This is a genomic window from Martinezella sp. CNPSo 3795, assembly GCF_057784475.1.
Window position 1 is genome coordinate 254,657 of sequence record NZ_JBXSOQ010000006.1, and the last position, 18,938, is coordinate 273,594.

General features: G+C 59.5%; 24 protein-coding genes. 9 read left to right on the forward strand and 15 right to left on the reverse strand.

All coding sequences use genetic code 11. The features are described from left to right. Window positions 1–70 precede the first annotated feature (70 nt). Entirely contained in the window at window positions 71–460 is a 390-nt protein-coding gene (locus tag AC13QY_RS19190) for a DUF930 domain-containing protein (RefSeq protein WP_113354084.1), read from the reverse strand. After that, the gene (locus AC13QY_RS19195; protein WP_152095995.1) at window positions 423–761 is read right to left on the reverse strand and encodes a hypothetical protein; all 339 of its coding nucleotides are present in this window, start codon (window positions 759–761) and stop codon (window positions 423–425) included. Before AC13QY_RS19195 ends, AC13QY_RS19190 begins: the two co-directional genes overlap by 38 nt. On the opposite strand from AC13QY_RS19195, the gene AC13QY_RS19200 reads away from it, so the two are divergent. Next, entirely contained in the window at window positions 748–2,841 is a 2,094-nt protein-coding gene (locus AC13QY_RS19200) for a S9 family peptidase (protein WP_152095994.1), read from the forward strand. The two genes, AC13QY_RS19195 and AC13QY_RS19200, sit on opposite strands and share 14 nt — an antisense overlap. A gap of 21 nt (window positions 2,842–2,862) precedes the next feature. Then, window positions 2,863–3,384, forward strand: a complete 522-nt coding sequence (locus AC13QY_RS19205; RefSeq protein WP_113390338.1) for a DUF1697 domain-containing protein — start codon at window positions 2,863–2,865, stop codon at window positions 3,382–3,384. On the opposite strand, the gene AC13QY_RS19210 is transcribed toward AC13QY_RS19205, so the two are convergent. Next, on the reverse strand, window positions 3,381–3,692 hold the full coding sequence (locus AC13QY_RS19210; protein WP_113330778.1) for a type II toxin-antitoxin system RelE/ParE family toxin: 312 nt from the start codon (window positions 3,690–3,692) through the stop codon (window positions 3,381–3,383). The genes AC13QY_RS19205 and AC13QY_RS19210 overlap by 4 nt on opposite strands. Window positions 3,693–3,694: 2 nt before the next feature. Next, the gene (locus tag AC13QY_RS19215) at window positions 3,695–3,955 is read right to left on the reverse strand and encodes a ribbon-helix-helix domain-containing protein (RefSeq protein WP_113354008.1); all 261 of its coding nucleotides are present in this window, start codon (window positions 3,953–3,955) and stop codon (window positions 3,695–3,697) included. A gap of 95 nt (window positions 3,956–4,050) precedes the next feature. On the opposite strand from AC13QY_RS19215, the gene AC13QY_RS19220 reads away from it, so the two are divergent. Both AC13QY_RS19220 and AC13QY_RS19225 read left to right on the forward strand, forming a co-directional pair. Further along, on the forward strand, window positions 4,051–5,556 hold the full coding sequence (locus tag AC13QY_RS19220; protein ID WP_113354007.1) for a protein adenylyltransferase SelO: 1,506 nt from the start codon (window positions 4,051–4,053) through the stop codon (window positions 5,554–5,556). A gap of 70 nt (window positions 5,557–5,626) precedes the next feature. Beyond that, window positions 5,627–6,160 carry a hypothetical protein gene (locus AC13QY_RS19225; RefSeq protein WP_368518255.1) on the forward strand — a complete coding sequence of 178 codons (534 nt, stop codon included), beginning with the start codon at window positions 5,627–5,629 and terminating at the stop codon, window positions 6,158–6,160. Window positions 6,161–6,241: 81 nt separating this feature from the next. On the opposite strand, the gene bla is transcribed toward AC13QY_RS19225, so the two are convergent. From bla to dmeR, 3 genes are all read right to left on the reverse strand, one after another. Beyond that, window positions 6,242–7,243, reverse strand: coding sequence for a class A beta-lactamase (gene bla, locus AC13QY_RS19230; protein WP_113354006.1), 1,002 nt, complete (start codon window positions 7,241–7,243; stop codon window positions 6,242–6,244). Window positions 7,244–7,328: 85 nt separating this feature from the next. Next, window positions 7,329–8,330, reverse strand: coding sequence for a CDF family Co(II)/Ni(II) efflux transporter DmeF (gene dmeF, locus AC13QY_RS19235; protein WP_113354005.1), 1,002 nt, complete (start codon window positions 8,328–8,330; stop codon window positions 7,329–7,331). Window positions 8,331–8,361: 31 nt separating this feature from the next. Then, window positions 8,362–8,634: a Ni(II)/Co(II)-sensing transcriptional repressor DmeR gene (dmeR, locus tag AC13QY_RS19240; RefSeq protein WP_113354004.1), complete on the reverse strand. Its 273-nt coding sequence runs from the start codon at window positions 8,632–8,634 to the stop codon at window positions 8,362–8,364. 193 nt (window positions 8,635–8,827) lie between these two features. Between dmeR and AC13QY_RS19245 the strand changes: the two genes are divergently transcribed. Continuing rightward, the gene (locus AC13QY_RS19245; RefSeq protein WP_015339186.1) at window positions 8,828–9,241 is read left to right on the forward strand and encodes a MerR family transcriptional regulator; all 414 of its coding nucleotides are present in this window, start codon (window positions 8,828–8,830) and stop codon (window positions 9,239–9,241) included. Between the two features lie 198 nt (window positions 9,242–9,439). Then, the gene (locus tag AC13QY_RS19250) at window positions 9,440–9,928 is read left to right on the forward strand and encodes a GNAT family N-acetyltransferase (RefSeq protein ID WP_069616046.1); all 489 of its coding nucleotides are present in this window, start codon (window positions 9,440–9,442) and stop codon (window positions 9,926–9,928) included. A 98-nt stretch (window positions 9,929–10,026) separates the two neighbouring features. On the opposite strand, the gene AC13QY_RS19255 is transcribed toward AC13QY_RS19250, so the two are convergent. Further along, window positions 10,027–10,596 (reverse strand): cysteine peptidase family C39 domain-containing protein, encoded by a 570-nt coding sequence (locus AC13QY_RS19255; RefSeq protein ID WP_233788695.1) that lies wholly within the window; start codon window positions 10,594–10,596, stop codon window positions 10,027–10,029. A gap of 156 nt (window positions 10,597–10,752) precedes the next feature. On the opposite strand from AC13QY_RS19255, the gene AC13QY_RS19260 reads away from it, so the two are divergent. After that, window positions 10,753–11,532 (forward strand): class I SAM-dependent methyltransferase, encoded by a 780-nt coding sequence (locus AC13QY_RS19260; RefSeq protein WP_488493794.1) that lies wholly within the window; start codon window positions 10,753–10,755, stop codon window positions 11,530–11,532. Window positions 11,533–11,541: 9 nt separating this feature from the next. Here AC13QY_RS19260 and AC13QY_RS19265 read toward each other — a convergent pair whose 3' ends face one another. The 3 genes from AC13QY_RS19265 to AC13QY_RS19275 form a co-directional block, all read right to left on the reverse strand. Next, a complete protein-coding gene (locus AC13QY_RS19265) occupies window positions 11,542–12,456 on the reverse strand; it encodes a cytochrome c (protein ID WP_488493795.1) in 915 nt (304 codons plus the stop codon). Window positions 12,457–12,542: 86 nt separating this feature from the next. Then, on the reverse strand, window positions 12,543–12,986 hold the full coding sequence (locus AC13QY_RS19270; protein ID WP_113330767.1) for a c-type cytochrome: 444 nt from the start codon (window positions 12,984–12,986) through the stop codon (window positions 12,543–12,545). Window positions 12,987–13,150: 164 nt separating this feature from the next. Further along, window positions 13,151–13,786 (reverse strand): LysE family translocator, encoded by a 636-nt coding sequence (locus tag AC13QY_RS19275; RefSeq protein ID WP_183813305.1) that lies wholly within the window; start codon window positions 13,784–13,786, stop codon window positions 13,151–13,153. A 128-nt stretch (window positions 13,787–13,914) separates the two neighbouring features. Between AC13QY_RS19275 and AC13QY_RS19280 the strand changes: the two genes are divergently transcribed. After that, window positions 13,915–14,616 carry a helix-turn-helix transcriptional regulator gene (locus tag AC13QY_RS19280; protein ID WP_488493796.1) on the forward strand — a complete coding sequence of 234 codons (702 nt, stop codon included), beginning with the start codon at window positions 13,915–13,917 and terminating at the stop codon, window positions 14,614–14,616. A 34-nt stretch (window positions 14,617–14,650) separates the two neighbouring features. Here the strand turns inward: AC13QY_RS19280 and AC13QY_RS19285 are convergent, their stop codons facing one another. Next, window positions 14,651–15,433: an SDR family NAD(P)-dependent oxidoreductase gene (locus AC13QY_RS19285; RefSeq protein WP_488493797.1), complete on the reverse strand. Its 783-nt coding sequence runs from the start codon at window positions 15,431–15,433 to the stop codon at window positions 14,651–14,653. A gap of 161 nt (window positions 15,434–15,594) precedes the next feature. Here AC13QY_RS19285 and AC13QY_RS19290 point away from each other — a divergent pair, with 161 nt between their 5' ends. After that, window positions 15,595–16,491, forward strand: a complete 897-nt coding sequence (locus AC13QY_RS19290; RefSeq protein ID WP_488493798.1) for an AraC family transcriptional regulator — start codon at window positions 15,595–15,597, stop codon at window positions 16,489–16,491. A 30-nt stretch (window positions 16,492–16,521) separates the two neighbouring features. On the opposite strand, the gene AC13QY_RS19295 is transcribed toward AC13QY_RS19290, so the two are convergent. The 3 genes from AC13QY_RS19295 to AC13QY_RS19305 form a co-directional block, all read right to left on the reverse strand. Next, entirely contained in the window at window positions 16,522–17,028 is a 507-nt protein-coding gene (locus AC13QY_RS19295) for an anthrone oxygenase family protein (RefSeq protein WP_488493799.1), read from the reverse strand. A gap of 82 nt (window positions 17,029–17,110) precedes the next feature. Beyond that, entirely contained in the window at window positions 17,111–17,959 is an 849-nt protein-coding gene (locus AC13QY_RS19300; protein ID WP_488493800.1) for a metallophosphoesterase, read from the reverse strand. 125 nt (window positions 17,960–18,084) lie between these two features. Further along, window positions 18,085–18,687 (reverse strand): superoxide dismutase, encoded by a 603-nt coding sequence (locus tag AC13QY_RS19305; RefSeq protein ID WP_015339177.1) that lies wholly within the window; start codon window positions 18,685–18,687, stop codon window positions 18,085–18,087. Window positions 18,688–18,938: the final 251 nt, after the last annotated feature.

Sequence of the window (18,938 nt, forward strand, 5' to 3'; positions counted from 1 at the left end):
CTATCTCAGGATGGAGCGTGGCCGCCATGAAGCGATCTCCGGGGCGGCCCCTCGTGCTTCATCCGGGCGCTCAATCGTAAAGATAATGCTCCTGCCAGGCGTCGCGCGGCACCTTGTCACCGATCTGATAGCTCAGATCGCGGACATGAATATGCTGCGGCCCGGTCACGCACGTATAGGAGAGGTGATACCAGTCACCCTTGCTGCGAAAGACCGCACCGGGCGCGTTCATGGCATCCGGCTTCATATCCGGATCGCCGAATGTGTAGGCGATCACCTTGTCCGGCTTGAACCCCGTCTTGTCCGTACCGATCCGCTTCATGGCCTCTGCATCGCATGCCTGCTCCATTCGCTCCGACGGATCGAGCTTCTCCAACTGCTTCTTGATAGCCGCATCGACGGCGAAGGCGGAGGTGGCGACGCTAATCAATGGAATCAGGATGGCGAAGAGTTTCAGCATGAAGACCGGTCCCTTGCATTGTTTTGGATTTGAGTGCGTTCGCTCCATCAGAGAAGGCTTTGACCGCCTTCATGTCGACGCACTGTATGCCGACTTCGATAAAGAATGTGGTCTCATCAAGGCAGCGCCGCGATGCGGTCTCACGCAAGCTGCCTGTTCGAGTAAAACTAATATCGGCTGCTTGCATGAAGCTGGAGGAGCGGACTTGCCGCTTGAACCTCACCTCGCTGCCCTCTATTTCTCTCTTCACTTCACATCCGACTTTCACTCCAGAGAAAGCGCCCCTCGTGTCAGTTTTCAAGAATCTTCCCACCCCGCCCGCCGCTGCGAAAAAACCGTTTACGGATACACGCCACGGCATTACCCGCACCGACGATTATGCGTGGCTGCGGGCCGACAACTGGCAGGCCATGTTCAAGGACCCGTCGATCCTGGCTCCGGAAATCCGGTCGCATCTGGAAGCCGAGAACACTTACATGAACGCCGCGATGGCGGACACGAAGGAGCTGCAGAAAGTTCTCTTTGCCGAGATGAAGGGCCGTATCAAGGAAGACGACAGCTCGATACCGATGAAGGATGGCCCCTATGCTTACGGCACGCTCTTCGTTACCGGCGGCGAACAGCCCCATTTCTTCCGCGAGCCGCGCAACGGCGGGGAACGCAAGCTGCTGCTGAATGGCGACAAGGAGAATGAGGGGAAATCCTATTTCCGTCTTTCTGGCCTCGATCACTCCTCCGATCACAGCCATGGCATCTGGGGCTATGACGACAAAGGCTCAGAATATTTCACGCTGAAGATCCGCAATTTCGAGACCGGCGAGGATCTTGCCGACGTGATCGAGAACACCGGCGGCGACGCCGTCTGGGCGCCTGACGGCAAGAGCTTCTTCTACACACTGCAGGACGAGAACCATCGCCCTTCGAAGATCTTCCATCACATCATCGGCACGCCGCAGTCCGACGACCGGCTCGTCTATGAGGAGGAGGATCCGGGCTTCTTCATGGGCGTCGGCGGCTCGCTGTTGGACGACTACATCTTCATCGACATTCACGATCACGAGACCAGCGAATATCGCATCATCCCGACCTCGGATCTCACCGCCGAGCCCAAGATCGTGGCCGAGCGCGAAACCGAGATCGAATATGAGATCAGCGAAGGCGGCGACGTCTTCTACATTCTCACCAATGACGGCGGCGCCAAGGATTTCAAGATCATGGAAGCGCCGGCGGAGAACCCAGGCAAGGAAAACTGGCGAGAGGTCGTGCCCCACAAGCCAGGCACCTTGATCCTCAGCCATCTCGCCTATGCCCGCCATCTCCTCTGGCTGGAGCGCAAGGACGGCCTGCCGCGCATCATCATCCGCGATCGTCGTACCGGCGAGGAGCATGCGATCGCCTTCGAAGAAGAGGCCTATGCGCTCGGCCTGCAAGGTGCGGCGGAATACGACACGGATGTCATCCGCTTCTCCTATTCCTCGATGACGACGCCGAGCCAGCTTTACGACTACAACATGGTGACGCGCGAGCGCACGCTGCTGAAGACACAGGAAGTTCCTTCCGGCCACAATCCGGAAGACTATGTGACGCGCCGCGTCTTCGCGCCGGCCTGGGACGGCGAGACGGTACCGGTGACGCTGCTTTATCGCAAGGACACGCCGCTGGACGGCTCCGCCCCCTGCCTGCTCTATGGCTACGGCGCCTATGGCGTCACCATCCCGGCCGGCTTCAACACCAATTGCCTGTCGCTTGCCGATCGCGGCTTCGTCTACGCCATTGCCCATATCCGCGGCGGCAAGGATAAGGGCTTCGCCTGGTACGAAGACGGCAAGATGGAAAAGAAGACCAATACCTTCAAGGACTTCATCGCAGCCGCCGACTATTTGAATCAGCAGAAGTTCACCTCTTACGCGAAGATCATTGCCGAGGGCGGATCGGCCGGCGGCATGCTGATGGGTGCCGTCGCCAACATGGCGCCGGAAAAATTCGCCGGCATCATCGCCGCCGTGCCCTTCGTCGACGTGCTCAACACTATGCTTGACGACACTCTGCCGCTGACGCCGCCGGAATGGCCGGAATGGGGCAATCCGATCGAGAGCAAGGAAGAGTACGAGCAGATCGCCGCCTACAGCCCCTATGACAATGTCGGCGAGAAGCCCTATCCGCCGATCCTCGCACTCGGCGGCCTCACCGACCCGCGCGTCACCTATTGGGAACCGGCCAAGTGGGTGGCCAAGCTGCGCGACAAGACGACGAGCGACGCGCCCATCCTGCTGAAGACCAATATGGATGCCGGCCATGGCGGCGCTTCCGGCCGCTTCCAGCGCCTGGAGGAAGTCGCGTTCGAATACGCCTTCGCCGTCAAAGTCGCCGAAAAGATGTAAGCCGGACGGCGGGAGGAAGCCATGACCGTTTTCGTTGCCCTGCTGCGTGCCGTCAATGTCGGTGGCACCGGCATGCTGTCCATGGCCGATCTCAAGGCACTGTGCGAAGAGATCGGCTTCCAGGATGTGCGCACTTACATCCAGAGCGGCAATGTGGTTTTCCGCGCCGAAGCGGATGAGGCAACGGTGCTGGCTCAACTTGAAAAGGCGCTGGCTACGAAGATGGGCAAGTCTCCCGGCGTAATCCTGCGCAGCCGCGAAGCTCTCGAAAGGGTCGCGGAACATTCGCCCTTTCCGCACGCCAAGCCGAACTATCTGCTGGTCACCTTCCTGCAGGAAGCGGCACCGGAGGATGCGCTGGAGAAACTCGTCGCACCCGGCGGCGAGGAAGTGCATATCGCCGGCAGGGAGATCTACGTGCATTATCCCGATGGCTCGGGACGCTCGAAGCTGAAGCTGCCGGCGCTGAAGGCGGGAACATCGAGAAATCTCAATACGGTGCGCAAGCTTGCGGAGATGGCGCGGGAGCTGGAGGAAGACTAGGGACGCGCCAACAGGGTCTCATAGTCTCTGCTTCCAAAGAAGACATTGGTGATCCAGACTGTATTTTCGACAATGGTGTAAAGGATGACGACGCTCTTTTCGAAAACCGCCATGCGAATGCCGGTACCTAGGTCGTCTCGAGCAACGCCTCCGAACGGTGCATCACCGATCTTTTCACAGCGCGCGTAGATACGACCAATATATCCCTCCGCTGTTCTGATATTCTGACTTAGCTCGAACACGTAAGCTGCGACGTCAAGCAGATTTTCCACGGCCTCCGGGCGGTACTCGACCGCATATCGCTCCATGTCTACCGACGCTTGTCAAAAAAAGCATCAAGGCGCTGTTTTACGTCGTGTCCGCTCAAGTTTGGCCGAGGGTCATCCAAAGATGCGGCAACCTTTTGTCTGATCGCTACGATCCGCTGCTGATATTCCTCTTCTTCCCGCAACCAGACCCGGACTGCCGCCCGCAACACCTCGCTCGTAGAGGCATAGCTCCCCGCATCGACGCGCGCCTTGATCGCAGCTACCATTTCACTGGGGAGTGAAATGCTCAGTTTCTCGTTCATCGCAAAATCCTCTTATCCGGTAGGATAAAGTAGGATAATTTCCTACCTGGAGCAAGCGCCTTGCGCTGACTAACTGTCGGTCCTACCTTAGGAACATGAGCTCTCCTCTTCACGATGATACCGCCCTTCGGGCGCCGACGGTCGCCTTCGACAACAGTTACGCGCACCTGCCGCCGCAGTTTTTCACGGATCAGGCGCCGACCCCGGTTGCCGCGCCACAGCTGATCAAGTTCAACGAGGTGCTGGCGCGAGAACTCGGGCTGGATGTCGAAGCGTTGAAACAAAATGCGGCGGCAATCTTTTCGGGCAACGAGCTGCTGCCGGGATCGCAGCCGATCGCCATGGCCTATGCCGGCCACCAGTTCGGTAATTTCGTTCCGCAGCTCGGCGACGGACGCGCGATCCTGCTCGGCGAGGTGAAGGATCGGAATGGCAGGCGCCGGGACATCCAGCTCAAGGGGTCGGGGCCTACGCCGTTTTCCCGCCGCGGCGATGGGCGCGCCGCGCTCGGCCCGGTTCTGCGCGAGTATATCGTCAGCGAGGCCATGCACGCGCTCGGCATTCCGACGACGCGGGCACTTGCGGCCGTGATCACCGGAGAACCTGTCTATCGCGAGGAGGTGCTGCCGGGTGCAGTGTTTACGCGTGTCGCGGCAAGTCATATTCGCGTCGGCACCTTCCAATTCTTTGCGGCGCGGGGCGATACGGAGAGTGTGCGGACCCTGGCGGATTACGTCATTGCCCGGCACTACCCGGAGATCCGAGACCGTAAGAACCCCTATCTTGCACTGCTCGAAGCCGTGGCCGATCGGCAGGCGGCGCTGATTGCGCGCTGGCTGCATGTCGGTTTCATCCACGGCGTAATGAACACCGACAATATGACCGTATCGGGCGAAACGATCGATTTCGGTCCCTGCGCCTTCATGGATGCCTATGATCCGGCGACTGTCTTCTCGTCCATCGACCGCAATGGCCGCTATGCCTATGCCAACCAGCCGGCGATCGGCCAATGGAATCTCGCACGCCTCGGCGAGACGCTTATTCCGCTGATCGCCCCCTCCGTCGATGCGGCGATCGATTTGGCGAACACGGTCATCAAAGCCTATGGCGAACGCTTTCAGGCCTATTGGCTTGCCGGCATGCGCGCCAAGATCGGTCTTGCAAACGAGGAGGACGGCGATCTCGAGCTGATCCAGTCGCTTTTGGCGACGATGCAGCAGCAGGGCGCGGATTTCACCCTCGCCTTCCGCCGGCTTGCCGCACTCGCGGCAGACGGAGATGTGGCCGATTTCGCCGCTACGTTCAACGAGCCGCAATTAGCGGCATCTTGGCTCGAAAGCTGGCGCGAGCGGCTTGCTCGCGATCCGCAGACGCCGGCAGCGCGTGCGGCGGCGATGCGCAAGGTCAATCCCGCCTTCATTCCCCGCAATCACCGAATCGAGCAGGCCATTGAGGCGGCGATCGAGGATGGGGATTTCTCGTTGTTCGAAGCGTTGCTGAGGGTGCTTGCAACTCCTTACCAGGATCAGCCCGCTTTTGCGCCTTATGCCGAGCCACCATTGCCGACAGAACGGGTGCTTCAGACCTTTTGCGGCACCTGAGGAAGCTTGAGCGCACAAGCCCCAGACAGGCTTGCAGAGTCATCGTCCCAGCAACCTGTTGGGAGACATGATGATGAAAGTGCACAGCAGCACCCAAAACTATTTCAGTGCGCCGATCCGCAGCCAGCAGAGCGGCGACAGCGACGACAGCACGCCCTTCTCGCTGCCGGGCGACGGTGGCGGTGACCAGGACGATACGCAGGGGCCTTCCATTGCCTCCAGCGGCGTCCCCTCCTCCATTTCGTCCGGCCTCTGGCTCAGCCAGTTCGGTGATTCCTCGTCTTCGACATCGGCCTCCGCTGACGATCAGTCTGGCGCGAGTGCTTCCAGCAGCTCGGCATCGTCAAGCGAACAGTCCGATCAGGATATTCTCGACGAGTTTGCCAAATGGGCAAATATGACGCCGGCCCAAAAGATCCGCGCACAATATCTGGAAGCGCATGGCCTGACGGAAGATTCTTTCAAGTCCTTGCCGGCCGACCAACAGAAGGCGATCAACGACCAGATTGCCGATGAGATCAAACAGAAGCTCGGCGCCGGCAATGCCGATGGTGATGGCGATCAGGAAACGGACAGCGCAGCCTCAGCACTGGCGCTGGTCTAAACATGCTGACGGATTACATGAAGACGATACGAAGCTGATTCACATCTTGGTCGTATCGCCTTCTATTTATTATCAATCTCGCTATTGCCCGACCATGTCTACGATGATCTTGCTGACCTCGGCAAAAACGGCTTCCACGTCTTTTGCAGCCGCAGTTGCCTCGGCCACGAAAGTTGTGACCAGAACGGGACCGCGTTCCGGCGGCCAGATGACCGCGATGTCGGCATAGGAACCGTTATTGCCTGTACCGGTCTTATCGCCAACCTTCCACTCCTTCGGCAGGCCGGCTCGCAGGCGATTGTTGCCCGTCGTGTTGGCGACCAGCCAGTTGACCAGCTGATCCCTCGATGTTTCCGACAGCGTATTGCCGAGGGTCAGAAGGCCGATCGAATCTAGCATCGCGTCCGGCGTCGTCGTATCGCGCGGGTCGTCTTTGACGGCCTGATTGACATCGGGCTCGTTGCGGTCGAGGCGGGTCTCGGTATCGCCCGTGGTGCGCAGCCATGAGGTCAACGCGGCAGGGCCGCCGAAGCTTTCGAGCAGAAGATTGCCGGCCGTATTATCGCTCAGCGTGATTGCGGCTGCGCAGAGCTCGGCAATGGTCATGCCATCGCCGTCGGCATGCTTTTCTGTTTCCGGCGAATAGGTGACGACCTTGTCCTTGCCATAGGTGACGCGCCGGTCGAGCTTTTCCGTGCCCTGATCGACGCGCGCCAGCACAAAGCCAACGGCAAGCGCCTTGTAGGTGCTGCACAGGGGAAAATACTCCTCCTCGCGATGGCCGAGCGAAATATTGGTTTCGGTGTCAAGCACGGAGACGCCGAGACGACCGCCGGTCTTCTTTTCCAGATCGGCCAGCTGCTTGTCGACATCGTCGGACAGTTGCGAATTGTCCTGCGCTCCGCTGTCGCCTTGCGGGCTCAGGCCGCCGGCGTCGGGCGTTGCCGGATTGTCCGTTGCGGGAGGCGTCTGCGCCGGCGTGCCGCTATCCTCAGCGAAAAGCCTATCAGGGCGGAGCGTCAGGACGGGAAGAAGCAGCGCCGAGCCAGCCATGAGGCGGCGGCGCGTGAGCAATGTGGGCATATGAGAGGCCTCCAGCGGAATCGGCAGGTCTTGGGCTATGCGAGGAATGTGGCAAGCCTCTGACCTGACCGATTGCTAACGGATTCTATGCCGCCTTGTCGACGGTAACTTCGACCGTCACGTGTGAGAGCTCGTGAATCTCGGCAAGTCGCGCCTTGTAGAAAGATGGATCGCGCGAGACGGGCGTTGCGACCGCGACGATGGCGGCATGATGCCCCGGGCCGACCTGCCATACATGTAGATCGGTGATGCGATCCTCGTCCGTCTCGATCGCTTCGCGGATCTCCTCAGGCAGATCCTCACCTTGCGGAATGAAATCGAGGAGAACGGCGCCGGAAGCGCGCAGCAGGCTCCATGCCCATTGCAGGATGACCAGGCCGCCGACGATGCCCATGACCGGATCGAGGAAGGTCCAGCCGAAACGGCTGCCGAGCAGCAGGGCAACAATGGCGAGAACCGAGGTCATCGCGTCGGCAATGACATGGACATAGACCGAGCGCAGATTGTTGTCCCTGCCACCTTTTTGGTCATGGTCGTGGTGGTGATGATCGTCGCCGTGCTCATGATCGTGGGCATGCCCATGCCTACGATCATGGCTGTGCCCGTGGCCGGCGTGGTTGTGGTGGTGATGGCTATGGTCGTCGCGCAGCAACCAGGCGCTGGCGAGATTGACGAGAAGACCCACTACCGCAATAGCAATCGCTTCGCGGAAATTGATTGCCACCGGATCGAGCAATCTCAGAATGCTCTCCCAGCCCATGATGAGCGCGATCAGCGCCAGCACGATGGCGCTGGCAAAGCCCGCGAGATCGCCGAACTTACCGGTGCCGAAGGTGAAGCGCGCATTGTGCGCATGCCGACGGGCGTAGAGATAGGCAAGCGCCGAGATCAGCATGGCGCTGACATGGGTCGACATATGCCAGCCGTCGGCAAGCAGCGCCATCGAGCCATAGATCGTGCCCGCGCCGATCTCGACCACCATCATGACGGCGGTCAGCGCGATGACGACCCAGATGCGGCGCTCGTTGCGCTGGTGATCTGAGCCCAGAAAAACGTGGCTGTGGCCCATTTCGGAAGAAATACTCATGACATTAGTCTCTCTTTGAACGCTCGAATCGTCACCGCAGATAGGTCTTCAGCACGTCGGCAATCTCATCGACCGCCTGCCGGCGGCCCTCTTCACTTTCGGCATGCAGCACGTGCTCCTGCAGATGGTCTTCAAGAACCTCCCCGGTCAGCCCCGTTAGGGCACCCCGAATGGAAGCAAGCAGTTGCAAGATTTCCCCGCAGGGACGCTCGGCCTCGAGCGCCCGCTCCACCGCCTCCATTTGCCCTTTGAGTCGACGGACGCGAGAGAGGAGCTTGGCTTGCTGACGAACGGTGTGGGACATCGCGACCTCGATTTATAATATAGGGGGGTATACTATTTGTGACGATGAATGGGAAGCCACACTTTGTCGCGACGATCGGACGATGAGGTGACCAGCAGAGTATCCCATCCGCCTGTACAGCTACCTAGCCTTGCAATTTCCGTGAATGGGCCTCATATATTGCTCTAGAGACTAGAGGTATTGGAGGCCCTGAATGCTAACCATCGGCGATCTATCCAAGCGGACGGGCGTGAAAGTGCCGACAATCCGCTATTACGAGCAGATGGGCCTGATATCGGAACCGGAACGCAGCGAAGGCAATCAGCGGCGTTATTCCAAAGCCGATCTCGAACGCCTCGCCTTTATCCGTCATGGCCGCGACCTCGGACTGACGATTGATGCCATCAAGGAGCTGATTTCGCTCAGCCAGCATCCGGACCGCCCCTGCGTCGGCGCCGACCGTATCGCCAAGGAGCATCTGGATGACGTTCGCACCAAGATCGCACGGCTGAAGAAGCTGGAGCACGAATTGGAGCGCATCGTCTCGCATTGCGACGGCCACAGCATCGAGGACTGCTATGTGATCCGTGCACTCTCCGACCACGGCCTGTGCGAACACGAGCATTGAGGCCCCATTGACAAACGCGCTGAACCAGATCATTGATGCGCCCATGATCACGCACGCGCTCCACAACTGCTCGTATTTTTGGCTGTACCTGTAACGGGCGGCCAAGACAGATCATATTGTCAACAAGCCGCCGTCAGGCGGCTTTGTTGTATCGGCAGCGTCCTGACGGCTCATTGAAAAACAAGGACGCAAAATGCCATGCTAGACGATAGCGACATCTCACTTCTCCGCCCGCCGGTTCTCACCATCCGCAACGCGCAGCCGCGTGACCTGCCTGAGCTCAACGACATGATCCGGCTGCTGGCCGCCCACCACGGCGATCCCTCCGGCACGACGCCGGAGCAGCTTGAGCGCGATCTCTTCGGCCCCGTGCCCTGGATCACGGCGCTTGTCGCCGAAGGCGAGCAAGGGCTGATCGGCTACGCCATCCTCGTGCCGCTCTACAAGGCGCAGGAAGGCCAGCGCGGCATGGACCTGCATCATCTCTTCGTGCGCGACGGCCATCGCGGCCATGGCGTTGGGCAGCATCTCGTCGACCGCGCCCGCGATATCGCCCGCAAGGCCGGCTGCAGCTACCTTTCGGTCGGCGCCGCAACAGGCAATTTCCAGGCCCACCGCTTCTACGAAAACATGGATTTCAAGCCGCGGCCGGTCACCGGCATGCGTTACCTGCAGGCTCTCGCCTGATGCCGGCCTTTAAGAGGATCGCCATCCGATATTGATTTTTAGAGTGTTTCTGGTTTTGCGCATTCCGGACGAAAAACCGATGCGTATTTGGAAATGCTTCAGTGATCGATGGCGATCCCGCGGCCTGCAAAGAACCTCTCGAACACCTCCAGCGGCATCTCCGCGTTCTCGCGCGTCGCATCGACGTGGCCGGAGGGATTGTGGAAGCGGATGCTATTTCCGTCGACGGCCGTCACCAGCACGAGATGGCCGCCCTTGGCCGGTGGCTCGGTCTCTGGCCAGCGGATCGAATGATGCACCGACGCGATGAAAAACTCCGACTGCATGAGGATATCGGCGATATCAGCAACGGAAATCCCGGTAACCACCCGGGCAGCCAGATTGAAGCGATCCCGCACGAAGGGAACGAACGGCGCGTAGATCAGCCCCTTGATCCTGCCATCCACCTCCTCGACATAGCCGCCATACTCCCTGCAACCCATGGCCAGATCCATGATCGGGATGATTTTGCCGGTGCGGGCCGCGAGCACCATTTTCAAGCATGCCATACCGCAAAGATTGCCGGCCCAGCGGGCATAATCCTCGACGCTGCTTGCGCCGGATGACGCCCAAAGCGGGTCCTTCAGCAAGGCCGATTGTGCGCCCTCGGCGACGACAGCCAACGTCATGTCAGGCGTTTCCCATTGGCTGAAATAAGGAACCTTCCGCGCCACCCTTGCGTCCACGACCACCCTCTCCTGTTGCCGAATCCCGTAGCTACAAGCTTGACCGGAAATGCGCTAGAAAAATGGCCGTCGACTTCGATCTGCAACTGGAGGTGCGCCTTGGAACAACGGTTCACATTTGACGGCGTCGCCAGCCTCTACAATACTTCCCGCCCGCTCTATCCCGATGCGCTTTTTGCCGATGTCATCGATTTTGCCGGGCTGGAAGCCAAGGATCAGGTCCTCGAAATCGGCTGCGGCACCGGACAGGCGACAGAGGGCTTTGCCCGCCACGGCCTCTCCATTCGCGCGCTTGATCCCGGCGCGGAACTGATTGCAGTTGCGCAGGAAAGATTGGCGGAATTTCCGCGAGTGCGATTCGAGCAAACCACCTTCGAAGCATGGCCGGGTAAGCCGGAGAGCTTCACGCTGATATTCGCGGCACAATCCTTCCATTGGGTTTCGCCGGAACTGCGCTTCGCTGCGACGGCCGCCCTTCTCGCGCCGGAAGGAACACTCGCCGTCTTCGGCAATGTGCCGATGAAGCCGGAACCGCCACTATCCGGCAAATTCGCGGGGATCTACGCCCGCCATGCCCCGCAGCTTGCCGGCCCGCCCGTGGAGACATGGTATCTGCCTGATGGCCCTTTTGATCGGGAGCTGCAGCAGTCCGACCATTTCGAAGCTCCGGTGCACCACTCTTATTCCTGGAGCCGGTCGCACACGGCGCAGAGCTATACTGATCTTTTGCGGACGCTTTCAAGCTACCGGCTTTTGAGCGAGGATCGGAGAGAAGCGCTGCTTTTAGAACTTGCCGATGCCATCAACGCGCATGGCGGCGTATTCGAATTGCATTATGAAACCCATCTCTATCTCGCCAAGCGCTCGGGCGCGACCTGAACACCAGGCCTATTTCGCCGGCAGCGCCTTCAGGTAGGCCGCGATCGCCTCGCGGTCGCTTGCCGGCAGATGGGCGATGTTCTGCTGGACTTCGGCCATCGAGCCGCCGGCGGAGTCGTAGTCCGGGGTGAAGCCGGTTTCCAGGTAGTTGGCGATGTCGCCGGCGCTCCAGCTGCCGATGGCCTTCGAGCCGGGCGTGATATCGGGGATCTGTCCCTTGCCTTCCGGATTGGGTGCACCCGCCAGCCATTGGCCGCTTACGAAGCCGCCGAGACCGTCGCGTGGGGTGTGGCATTCGCCGCAATGGCCTGGCCCTTCGACGAGATATTGCCCGCGCTTGACCTTCTCGTCGGCACTGGCGAGCACGATACGCGGCTGGTCGTTGAGATAGAGGAACTTCCAGCCGCCGAGCGCCAGCCGGATGTTGAAGGGAAAGGGCAGCTCATGCGGCGGAGCGACATTGTCGCTCTTCGGCAGCGTCTTCAGGAAGGCCCAGAGATCGTTGATGTCCTTGTCGCTCATGCGGGTATAGGAGCCGTAGGGAAAGGACGGGTAGAGGTGCTCGCCGTTTTTACCGACGCCGCGCTTCATGGCGTTGCCGAAATCGGCAAGCGTCCAGGTTCCGAGCCCGGCTTTCTCATCCGGCGAGATATTCGGCACATGGAAAGTACCGAAGGGGCTCGTCAGCGCGAGACCGCCCGAAAGCACCAGCTTGGCATCACCCTGTGCGCCCGGAGCCGCATGACAGCTCGTGCAGCCGCCTGCCCAGAAAACCATCTGACCGTTCTTGACGTCAGGATCGCCGAGATTGGCCCAATGGCTCGCCGGCAAAGGCGACGGCGCGGTGATGACGTAAAATGCGCCGCCGCCGAGGATGATCACGCCGAAAAGGCAAAGCAACCATCGAATAAACCGCGCCATCACGCACCCCAAGCCTTAGCTCTAAAACCAAAAGGCTCCGCACCGGCAGAACCGGTGCGGATGCCAAGATCGATTTCTAGACCTACCGCTTAATCCTTCTTGATGCGATAGGCCTGATGACAGGCGCCACAGCTGGCGCCGAGGGTCTTCAGCGTCGCGCCAACGGCAGCCTTATCGGCAGGGAGTTGGGCGAGCGCTGTCTCGGCATCGGTCGAAAGCTTGGCGGCATGCGCCTTGAAGTCATCGAGATTGTCCCAGATCTTCGGATTGACCTCGGGATCGGTCTTGTCGCTCTGCGGGTTGAACTGATCCGGGAAGGCCTTGGCCGTTTCGGCGATCGTCGTCAGCGACGCCTTGACGATATCGGCGTCATAGGGCTTGTCCCCCTTGGCGATCGCGCCGAGAGCTCCGGTGGCGCCGCCGATCTTCTTCATCATCCCGATGCGGGAGTCATGCGTGCCGTCGGCTGCGACGACCGAACCTAGTGCGATGCCGGCCAAAGCCGTCGCCATCACAATCGCTTTCCACTTCATTTCGTTCTCCTACCTCTCGGGTGTTCAAGACCGCGCATGCGGCCCGGCGCATGATTACGGCGACATGTTTGCCGGTTTCCTTTCCGGCAATGAAGTCACAAAGTGGTGAGAGCTGAGTGAAATCAGTGTCATGCCATCGACATACACATTCGCGGCGGCAACCCTTACCCCAATTTCAGGCCCTCCCAGACAGTAAACACGGAAACCACGACAAGCATCAGCCCGGCTGCGCGGCCCGCAAAGGCGGTTGCTCTGGGATTGGCGACCAGCAGCTCGCGGCTGCGCCCGGCAGTGATGGCAAGTCCGCCATAGACGGCAAATTGCGTTGCGATGGTCATGGCTCCCATGATGACGGCCTGTATCCACATCGGCCCGTAATCCGGCTTCAAGAACTGCGGATAGACGGCGAAGATGAAGAGATAGGCCTTGGGATTGATGAGGCAAGTCACCGCTCCCTGCCGGAAGGCTTTCCAGGCGGAGCGGCTGCCGGCTGGCCCCTCGTTGCCCACGGTGATGGAGCTGCGCATCAGCGTGTGGCCGATGAAGGCCATATAGGCGCCTCCGGCGATCAGCAGCGGATTGAAGAGAACGGGCACGAAATGCATCAGCAGGCCGATGCCGACGGCGCCGTTCAGCGAGTGCACCGCACCGCCGAGCATGATGCCGCCTGTCGCGGCAAGACCGCGATTGCTGCCGCCGGTCAGCGAATTGGCAAGCACGAACAGCATGTCCATGCCCGGCACGATGATGATCCCTAAGAGAAGGATGAAGAAGAGCCAGAGATTTTCTGCGTAACCCATGTCAGTTGCCTATCGCCCTCTCCAGAGAGACAGGAGAGGAAATGGTTGATTTTCAAGTCAATAGGCAGTCTTATAAAATGAACCAACTGACGGGGTGTTGTCAGTAGCCTTCTTCTTTGGGGCAAGAAATGCGCAAGGCATCGCGCTTGTTCGAGATCATCCAGATCCTGCGGCTGGCCAAAAGGCCGGTAACGGGGGCCGAAATCGCCGCCCGGCTGGAGGTGACGGTCCGCTCGGTCTATCGCGATATCGCGGCACTTCAGGCGATGCGGGTGCCGATCGAGGGCGAGCGAGGCATCGGCTATATCCTGCGGCCCGGCTTCGACCTGCCGCCGCTGATGTTTTCGATCGAGGAGATGGAAGCGATCGTGCTGTCGCTGGCGCTTTTGGAGCGCACCGGCGATGCCGAGCTGAAGCAGGCGGCCAAGCGCGTCACCGCGAAAATTGCCGGTGCCGTACCGCCGCCGCTGCGCCAGACGCTCGACGCCAATGCGCTGCATGCCTGGGGCTTTGCCGCACCTTCCGCCTCGGCGATCGATCTCTCGCTGGTGCGCCGCGCCATTCGCGACGAGGAAAAGCTGGATCTTGCCTATCGCGACGAGTTGGGCCGCGCCACGGAACGCATCATCCGGCCGATCGCCCTCATCTATTATTCGGAGACCGCCAACATCGTCGCCTGGTGCGAATTGCGCCAGGCCATCCGCAACTTCCGTAGCGATCGGATCGAAGGCTGCGAGGCGACGGGATTGTGGTTCAAGGGCGAAGGTGATGGTTTGAGGCAAATCTGGGTGAACGGCTGGCAGATAAACACCTCAACCGCTGCCGGCTGAGGTGCTGCAGATCCCACAGATCTAACGTTGCGAATTAAAGGACCATGCCACCCGAGGCTTCGATGCGCTGCCCGTTGACCCAGCGATTGTCGTCCGACAGCAGCGAGGCGATCATCGGGCCGATATCGTCAGGCAGGCCTGCGCGGCCGAGTGCTGTCATGGAAGCGACCATCCTGTTGACCTCGGGATTGTCGCGGACCATGCCGCCGCTGAAATCGGTCTGGATCGCGCCCGGCGCCACCGTGTTGACCGTGATGCCGCGCGGGCCGAGCTCCTTGGCAAAATAGCGCGTCAGTACCTCGACCGCACCCTTCATCGCCGCATAGGCCGACGAGCCCGGATAGCTGACACGAGCAAGGCCGGAGGAAATATTGACGATACGGCCGCCGTCGTTGATGTGCGACAGCAGCTTCTGCGTCAGGAAGAAGACGCCCTTGAGATGGATGTTGTAGAGCTTGTCGAACTCGGCTTCCGTCGTTTCAGCGATGGGGGCATGATAGGACGTGCCGGCATTGTTGACGAGGAAATCGAAACGATCGCGCGCCCAGCCCTTCTGCAGCACACCGCCAACTTCGGCAACAAAAGCGTCGAAGGATGCGACATCGCCAGTGTCGAGCCGCAAGGCTACAGCCTTTTGACCGAGCGCTTCGATCTCGGCAATGGCGTTATCGGCTTCTGCCTTATTTGCGTTATAGGTCAGGATGCTATCGACACCGCGCTGGGCAAGATGAATGGCGCTATTGCGGCCGAGGCCACGGCTGCCGCCGGTAATGATCGCAATCTTTGTCTTTGATTTATCGGAATTTTCAGTCGTCATTGCCGTTCTCCAGGGAATGTTTGGTGACCGGAATCTACGCCTGCGGAACCATTTCCCTGAATGCCGGAACTCGCGAATTTCTTGCCTATTCCTCCAACTGCCTTGTTCGCTGTTGCCCCGCTGCTATGATGCCGCAGTGGCACTTGCCCCGGAGACCACCAATGTCCTCAGCTCTTAAAGATGCGATCACACAATTTATCGAAGCCAATGACGGCGGCGACAATGGCGTCTTTCCCACGGGCATCGATGGCCTGCTGATCATGCGCTCGACCGAGCCGAAAATGCCGCATGCGATGATCTACCGACCGGCGCTCTGCGTCATTCTGCAGGGCGCGAAGCAATTGATGCTGAATGACAGAGTGATCGATTATGCCGAGATGCAGGCGCTCATCATCAGCATCGAGCTGCCTGCAGCCGGTAGAGTGGTCCAGGCGAGTGTCGAAAAACCCTATATGGCCATCTCCCTGGAATTCGATGTCGGCATGATGCGTGAGGTGATGGGACAGCTCGACAAGCCGCCGAAACCAGCAGGCGGCGCGCAGCTTGGCATCTTCGTCGAGAATCTCGGCGATGAGCTTGCCGATTGCCTGGTACGATTGACCCGATTGCTGTCGAACCCGGGTGCCATTCCGGTGCTCTATCCGGCGATCATGCGCGAAATCTGCTTCTGGCTGCTCACCGGCCCGAATGGCGGCGAGGTCTGCAAGCTGGTGCTGCCCGATGGCCAGACGCGGCGCATTGCGGACGCCATCCGCCTGTTGCGCGACAATTTCACGGAGCCGGTGCGCATCGAGCAGCTGGCCGCTGTCGCACGCATGAGCCCCTCTTCCTTCCACCAGCATTTCAAGACGTTGACCTCGATGACGCCGCTGCAATACCAGAAGCAGATGCGGCTGCTGGAAGCACGCCGCCTGATGGTCGCCGGCCATGCCAATGTCGAGACGGCAGCCTACCGGGTCGGCTACGAAAGCGCCTCGCAGTTCAGCCGTGAATATACCCGCATGTTCGGCGCGTCGCCAAAACGGGATGTGACGGAGATGCGAATGGCGGCGGAATAGTAATAGCTCAACTGTTGGCTTTACGCGCCGCTAAAGAGCAATCGCGGTCACCAACAGAATAAAAGCCAGTAATCCCAAGACCGCTCGCGCGGCATGCGACCATTCCCAGAGATCACGCAGCATGGTCCAGTCCGCCTCGGCATCAGCCCCGATCCGATGACCGCCGACTGGAACGTGGGAAAAGAAGCCTGCGCCCAACCCTTTCAGCTCAGCATCCTTGAGCCAGAAATTGTTTACGGGCTGTATCAGCAACCAAAAGACTGCATGCATGGCAGCCATGGCAGCAAAAGCCGCGGCAAACAGCCAGAACGCGATGATGTTGGCTGGCGTCAGGAACAGGAGAAGCAGAAGCAAAAGAGTGCCGATCGGCTCGGCAACGCCGCCGATCGTGAATCCGGGATAATAAATTCGCTGAACCGTCATATAGTCTTCTTTCGACAGTCGCATTTTACCCGGCAGCTCCAGCAGATGTGCCAGCGCCAGTGCCATGGCAACTGCCACGACCATGATTGTCAGAATTTGCAATACCGGAAACATCGGCTCCGCCTCACAGCAGCCTCGATTCCTAAACTTTCAACGTTGCGGATCGTTCCCCGTGTCAAATCATCCAAGGGATTCATCAAGCGCCCGGCAGCGCCAGCACCCGGCTATCCTCGCGTCCGAAGCCCATGACCTCCAGCCGATCATTGTAGACGGCGACGATCGCACAGGCGCTCGTATCTTCGGTATCGACCATGCCCTTAAAGTTGACGAAGTATGTGCCACCCGACACTCCGAAGTTGCCGGCGTGATTGTGGCCATTGAGGTAGGCGACGACATGCTCGTGCTCCGCCAGAAGCGCCAGCAAGCGGTCGCTGTTCAGGGCGTTATGGGCATTATCCGGGAAGATCGGATAGTGGTTCATGACGATGACCTTCTCGCCCGCCGCCTTTGCTTCCCTGAGCTTTGCAGCAAGCCAGTCATATTGTGTGTCGCCTATCGCTCCGTTCCATCGCTGGCCATTGAGCGCGCCGGTGCTCTCCAGCACCCGCATCATTTCCTTTGCCTCCTGCCGTCGAGGATCGCCTTCCGTCGGGGCAAAGACGCTGATTTCATTGCCGTCGAGCGCAATGAAGCGATAGCCGGAATGGCCGAAATCATAATAGGCGGACGGCATGCCCACGCGTGCCGGCACCGTGCCGAGATGTTCCGATGCCACGGCGAAATCGTGATTGCCGAGGAGAAAGTGCTTGCGATGACGCAAGGCTTCGTAGACGGGCAGAATGGCGTCGAAGCTCTTCCATTCACGATCGATGATGTCACCGAGCGTGACGACGAAGGCGAGATCGTGCCGATTGAACTCCTCAATTGCATCCCGAAGCTTGTCGAGGCTCTTCGCCGGATAGCGATTGAGGGTGAGATTGGGCGCGAGATCGGCATATTGTGGATCGGCGATGACACCGAAGCGGAAAAGCGGCGCTGATGGCATTCAGCCTCCTGTGGCGATCTCCTGAGCCGTCATGCGGCACACAGATATATCAACAAGGCTGCTCATAAGAAAACACCCGACGCCAGGAAGACGCCGGGTGCGAAAGCCAGCCTATGCGGCGAACCTTACTTCGTAGCGGCTTCGTAGCGCTCCAGGACGTAGTCCCAGTTGATCAGGCTGTCGATGAAGGCTTCGAGGTACTTCGGACGCAGGTTGCGGTAATCGATGTAGTAGGAGTGCTCCCAAACGTCGACGCCGAGGATCGGGTCGGCGCCGTGGACGAGCGGGTTTTCGCCGTTCGGGGTCTTGGAGATTTCGAGCTTGCCGTTCTTGACGGAAACCCATGCCCAGCCCGAGCCGAACTGAGTGGCGCCGGCAGCCGCAAAATCGGCCTTGAACTTGTCGTAGCCGCCGAGATCGGAGGCAAAAGCCGCTTCGAGCTTGCCCGGCAGTTTGTTGCCGCCGCCGCCCTTCTTCATCCACTTCCAGAAATGGATGTGGTTGTAGTGCTGGGCTGCATTGTTGAAGAGGCCTGCATTGGTGCCGAAGGACTTCTTCACGATTTCCTCGAGCGACAGATCGGCAAGACCTGCTTCCGCGGCGAGCTTGTTGCCATTGTCGACATAAGCCTTGTGGTGCTTGTCGTGGTGATACTCAAGGGTTTCACGCGACATGAAGGGCGAAAGGGCGTCGTAATCATATGGAAGTTCAGGCAATTCGAAAGCCATGGTCATATCTCCTCTTGGCAAAAAATTGCGTCGGCAGGTGAACCGGAACATAGGAGCGGTCGCCTGGAAGGGCAACCGGCGACATGCCAAAAAAGTTGCACTCGGGAGTAAAAATTGCCCTATTTTTGAATTAGATATAGCATAGACTTAGAAATGAACCTTGCTGTATATGATGATGCCCGAATACAGAGCGAACTGCTGCACCGAAATGTCGACAAGGCAGGTTGCCGAGGCTAGGTTTGCGGATCTCA